Annotated in this window: 4 protein-coding genes; 1 reads left to right on the top strand and 3 read right to left on the bottom strand. The window is 76.1% G+C overall.

Translation table 11 applies throughout. The features are described 5' to 3' along the window. Positions 1 to 631 precede the first annotated feature (631 nt). Entirely contained in the window at positions 632 to 1,603 is a 972-nt protein-coding gene (locus ACTIDRAF_RS0202085) for a ferric reductase-like transmembrane domain-containing protein (protein WP_016697047.1), read from the top strand. Between the two features lie 162 nt (positions 1,604 to 1,765). Here ACTIDRAF_RS0202085 and ACTIDRAF_RS32410 read toward each other — a convergent pair whose 3' ends face one another. The 3 genes from ACTIDRAF_RS32410 to ACTIDRAF_RS31715 all read right to left on the bottom strand — a co-directional run bounded on the left by ACTIDRAF_RS32410 (position 1,766) and on the right by ACTIDRAF_RS31715 (position 3,652). After that, positions 1,766 to 2,083, bottom strand: a complete 318-nt coding sequence (locus ACTIDRAF_RS32410) for a hypothetical protein (protein WP_016697046.1) — start codon at positions 2,081 to 2,083, stop codon at positions 1,766 to 1,768. A gap of 134 nt (positions 2,084 to 2,217) precedes the next feature. Further along, positions 2,218 to 2,403: a hypothetical protein gene (locus ACTIDRAF_RS0202075; RefSeq protein WP_016697045.1), complete on the bottom strand. Its 186-nt coding sequence runs from the start codon at positions 2,401 to 2,403 to the stop codon at positions 2,218 to 2,220. A 271-nt stretch (positions 2,404 to 2,674) separates the two neighbouring features. Continuing rightward, positions 2,675 to 3,652, bottom strand: a complete 978-nt coding sequence (locus ACTIDRAF_RS31715; protein WP_016697044.1) for a hypothetical protein — start codon at positions 3,650 to 3,652, stop codon at positions 2,675 to 2,677. Between the last annotated feature and the right edge of the window lie 298 nt (positions 3,653 to 3,950).

Below are 3,950 nucleotides of genomic sequence, written 5' to 3'. Positions count from 1 at the left end.
CACCGGCCGCACCCGGTCTGGCCAGGGGTGTGCCGGGTGCGTCGCGCCCCGTGCCCCCCGTCCGGGGTGCCAGGCACGTCCCGCCAGAGGCCCTCGGTGCCACGTACGCGTCGTTCGACGGGGGCGGCGCCGCTGGGCGGGCCGTGGACCGGTGGCCGGCGTGCCGGGGCCGTGCCAGCGGGAGCGCTACCGCCGCCGTCGACCCGGCACGCGGCGGCCACCCCGCTCATCGCCGCCGTGAGGCCCGTGGCGCTGGTGGCGCTGGTCGCCGTCGGGGGTGGGTGCTCGGGTGCTTGTCGTGGTCCACACCCCCGACCTGGTGGGGCGACCCACCCGCACCGAGGCCGGCCCCCGGGGCACCACCGCGACCTCGATCGGGGCCGCCTCGGGCAATGTCGCCGGCGCCGTGGCGGTGGCCCCCGAACACCAGCCCGCCGTCCCAGGGGCGGCCTCCCCCGGCGGACGCGGAGCCTGCTGGCGCTGGCGCGGCGCCGCCCGCTGGCCGCCGGGGACGAGGAGAACTCGGCGACGGGGAGCACCAGCCCGCCGCCGTCCGCCGGCCGGGGAAGGGCCGGCGACCCACCCGGGCGGCACCGTGGCCGGCCGGGGCGAACGAGGAGGACCAGGAGCAATGCACACTGACGAACCAGCGGCGCCCGCTCCGCGCCGCGACAGAAGGGACCGCACCCTGCGGTCCGACCTCAGGGCTGTGCTGCCCGACCTCGCGATAGCGCTGTTGGTGACCGCGTCCGTCTACGGGATCCTGCACTGGCGGATCGACAACGGCACGTCCGACACGGTCCTGGTGATGCCCTTCATGGCCGACGCCGCCGCGAACTGGCCCTACTGGCTCAGCCAGGCGTTCGGCTGGTCGGCGTTGCTGTGGTCGTGGGTCACGGTGCTGTTCGGCCTGCTCGTCGGCGGGAGCCGGCCGGCGTGGATCCGGTTGCGCCCCGCCACCGTCGAACGTCTGCACCGGACGACCAGCCTGACCGTCATCGCCCTGATCTTCGCCCACGCGCTCGTGCTCAGCTGGGACAGCGGCAACGACCTGCTCGGCGCGTTCGTGCCCGGCCTCTACTCGCACGCGCCGGGGCGGTTCGCGGTGGCGATCGGTGTGATCGCGTTCTGGCTGGCCCTGCCGATGGGGCTGACCTACTACGTGCGGAACAGGATGGGCCCCCGGCTGTGGCGGTTGATCCACCGCTTCATCATCGTCGTCTACGTGCTCGGGATCTGGCACACCTTCCTGTGGGGCACCAACGTGTGGTTCACGGGGGGCCTGCGCACCGTGCTCTGGGTGATGCAGGTCCCGGTCGCCCTGTTGTTCCTGTGGCGGCTCCTGTACCCGGCGCGCCGTGGTGAGCGCGTGCCGTGGCGCCCCTCGGAGTGGTCCGGCGGTCTGGGCGTGCGCGACATCGGCTCCCTGGTGTTGCGGCTCGGGGCGGCGGCGGTCGTGGTGGCGCTGCTGGTCGTCATCGCCACCGGCAACACCGGGGGCGCCGACCGCGAGGACTACCCGAAGACCAGTACGAGTGAGGGTGGGGGGCACGAGCACCACGGGGACCACGAGGGCCATGACCACTCGGGGCACGACCACTGACGGCGTCGCCCCGGGACGGGAATGGGAGGCCGCGCGCCGGCGCGGGCGGCGGCCTCCGGTGGCGGTCGGCGGGCGCCGACCAACCGCGCCGAGGTGGGCCGGGGTGGGGTGGGATGTCACCTCGTCGCGACCCGCCTCCGCCGGTGGGGAGGCGCGGACGCGCTACGCGGGAGGCGCGCTGTCCGGGCCGAGGTCCGGGTGCGGGCGGCGGGCGTGCCGGGGCGGCTCCGGGGTGGGAGGGATCTCGTCGGGTTCCGGCCAGGCCGGCCGTTCGTCGGGTTCCGGCACCGGAGGGACCTCGTCGGGAGCGGGGTCGGGTGGGACCTCGTCCGGCTCCGGGGTGTCGGGGAAGTCCGGCGAGGGCTCTCGCCGCCGGTGTCGAGCCGGGTCCTCCGACCCGGAGGTGGGGTGGCGGGTGTGCTCGCCGTCCGTTCGCGTCGGGGACCGGTGCGAACTGGGCCGGGGCGGGTGCTGTGCCATGGCGCCTCCTCGACGGGCCCTGGCCATCCGCGCCGAGCGGCGCGGGGGGAGGTGCGCCGGCACCCGCCCGGGGCGTCGGGACCGCCACCACGGCCGTTCGCCGGCGTCGGTCCGCGCGGTGGACCACGTGCCCGTCAGTCCGGCGGTTCCTGGTCGGCGCTGTCCACCGAGTCCGCCGTGTCGAGTTCCGGGTCCACCGCCGCCAGGTCCTCGTCGTCGAGGTCCAGCTCCGGTAGGCGGACGTCCAGCTCGGGCGGGGTGGGCGTGTCCGGAGCCAGCGGCGGCTGCGGGTTCAGCCCGTCTCGGTCGTGTCGTTCCATGTTCTCGGGGTACCCCGGCGACGTCGCCGCGACGCGGCCTGGGGGCGCATTTCGCCGAGCACGTGGGTCGCGCCCGCCGGTCCACGGCGAGGTGAGCTCCGGGTGGACCGGCCGGGGGCGGAGGTGAGTGCGGGGGCCGACACGGGTGTCGCCTCTCGGCGGTTATCCGAACGCGGCTCCGGCCGAACCGGTGTTCCGCGACGGTGCGAGTGTTGAGCCCGGGGGACCAGCCCCGTGCCGACCGCTCCCGTCAACGCCGGCACCCCTCGGTCTATTCCGCGACATCGCGGTCCGGCAGGTCCAGTTCGGGAGCCGTCGGCGCGGGGAGCCGGAACCCGCGTGCTCGCACGTGCGCCACCAGCTCGGGTTCGGGGGGCACCCCGTGTTCGCGCAGGTAGTAGGGCACGGCTGCGGACCAGGTCCAGACGCCGTCGGTGTGCAGGGCGTGCGGTACGGCGGCGGGCAGGGCCGGGTCCAGCTCGTCGGGGCCGGTGCGCGCCGCCGACAGCATCGGGGCGTTCTCCAGGTAGAAGAGCAGGGGAGCGCGTTCGGCGGGGGGAACCTGCTCGCGGGTGACGAGGGGGCGGCCCGAGGGGTCGGAACCGTCGAAGAGCCGTGCCTGGCGCAACCCTGCCCCGGCGGTGGCCCGGGGGGCGTCGGGGTCGGTGGGCGGCCCGGCGGCGTCGCGGCGCCCCCGGGTACCCCGACCCCGGCCGGCTCCTTCCGCCCCGTGCAGCCGAACCGGGGCCGGGGAGGCCTCCGTCGGCGGTCGCGGGGTGGGGGGAGCGGGCGCGACCGGCTCGAGCGTCGCCAGGTGGTCCCGCCACCAGGGGGGCAGCCGCTGGTCGTCCCGGGGGTGCCGGCGCAGCTCCTCCAGCCACACCGAGGCGGGAGGCGGCTGTGCCCAGCGGGGTTCCCTGTCGAACTCCAGGCGCTGCTCGAAGGAACCCGCCTTCTGGTCGAGAACGAGCACCGCGCTGGTCCACGTTCCGGTGCCCGGCTGGTACATGCTCGTCCTCACCCGGTCGAGCAGCGGTGGCAGGGAGTCCGGCGGGGAGACGCGGTGGCTGGTCCCGTCCGGCATGACCACCCACACCTCCCATTCGGCGTGCTGTCCGGCCGCCCGGCACAGCACCTGCACCGAGGACCAGCCCGGGGCCAGGCCGCGACGCAGCTCGGCGGCGGCGGAGTTCAGCAACCGCCGAGGTTCCCGTTCCTCATCCTCACCTGGCCGTGCGGGGTGTGTCATCGCGGTTCGTCCTCTCGCTGCGGTGGTACGGCCGGCGGAACGGTCGCGGTGGGACACGCGGCACCCGGCCGCCGCCGAGCGCCGGGTGGCGGCGGCGCGGGCTGGCACCACGCGCTGGGCGAACGGCCCTGGCCCGCGTCCGGCGGATCGGGCCTCGTCGGGGGAGCAGAGCGCCAATCCGCCACCTCGTCCCGGGGGGTGCGGGGGCAGGGCCGCCGGCAGTTCCTCGATCGCGCAGCGTGACCGTGGGGCGGATGGCGGCTGCCGTTCGGGTGGGACGTCGCCCGGACCGGCGGTC

It is taken from the genome of Actinoalloteichus spitiensis RMV-1378 (assembly GCF_000239155.1).
GTDB lineage: Bacteria > Actinomycetota > Actinomycetes > Mycobacteriales > Pseudonocardiaceae > Actinoalloteichus_B > Actinoalloteichus_B spitiensis.
Note: the sequence above shows the minus strand (reverse complement) of the source record. Positions and strands in the feature narration are given on the sequence as shown.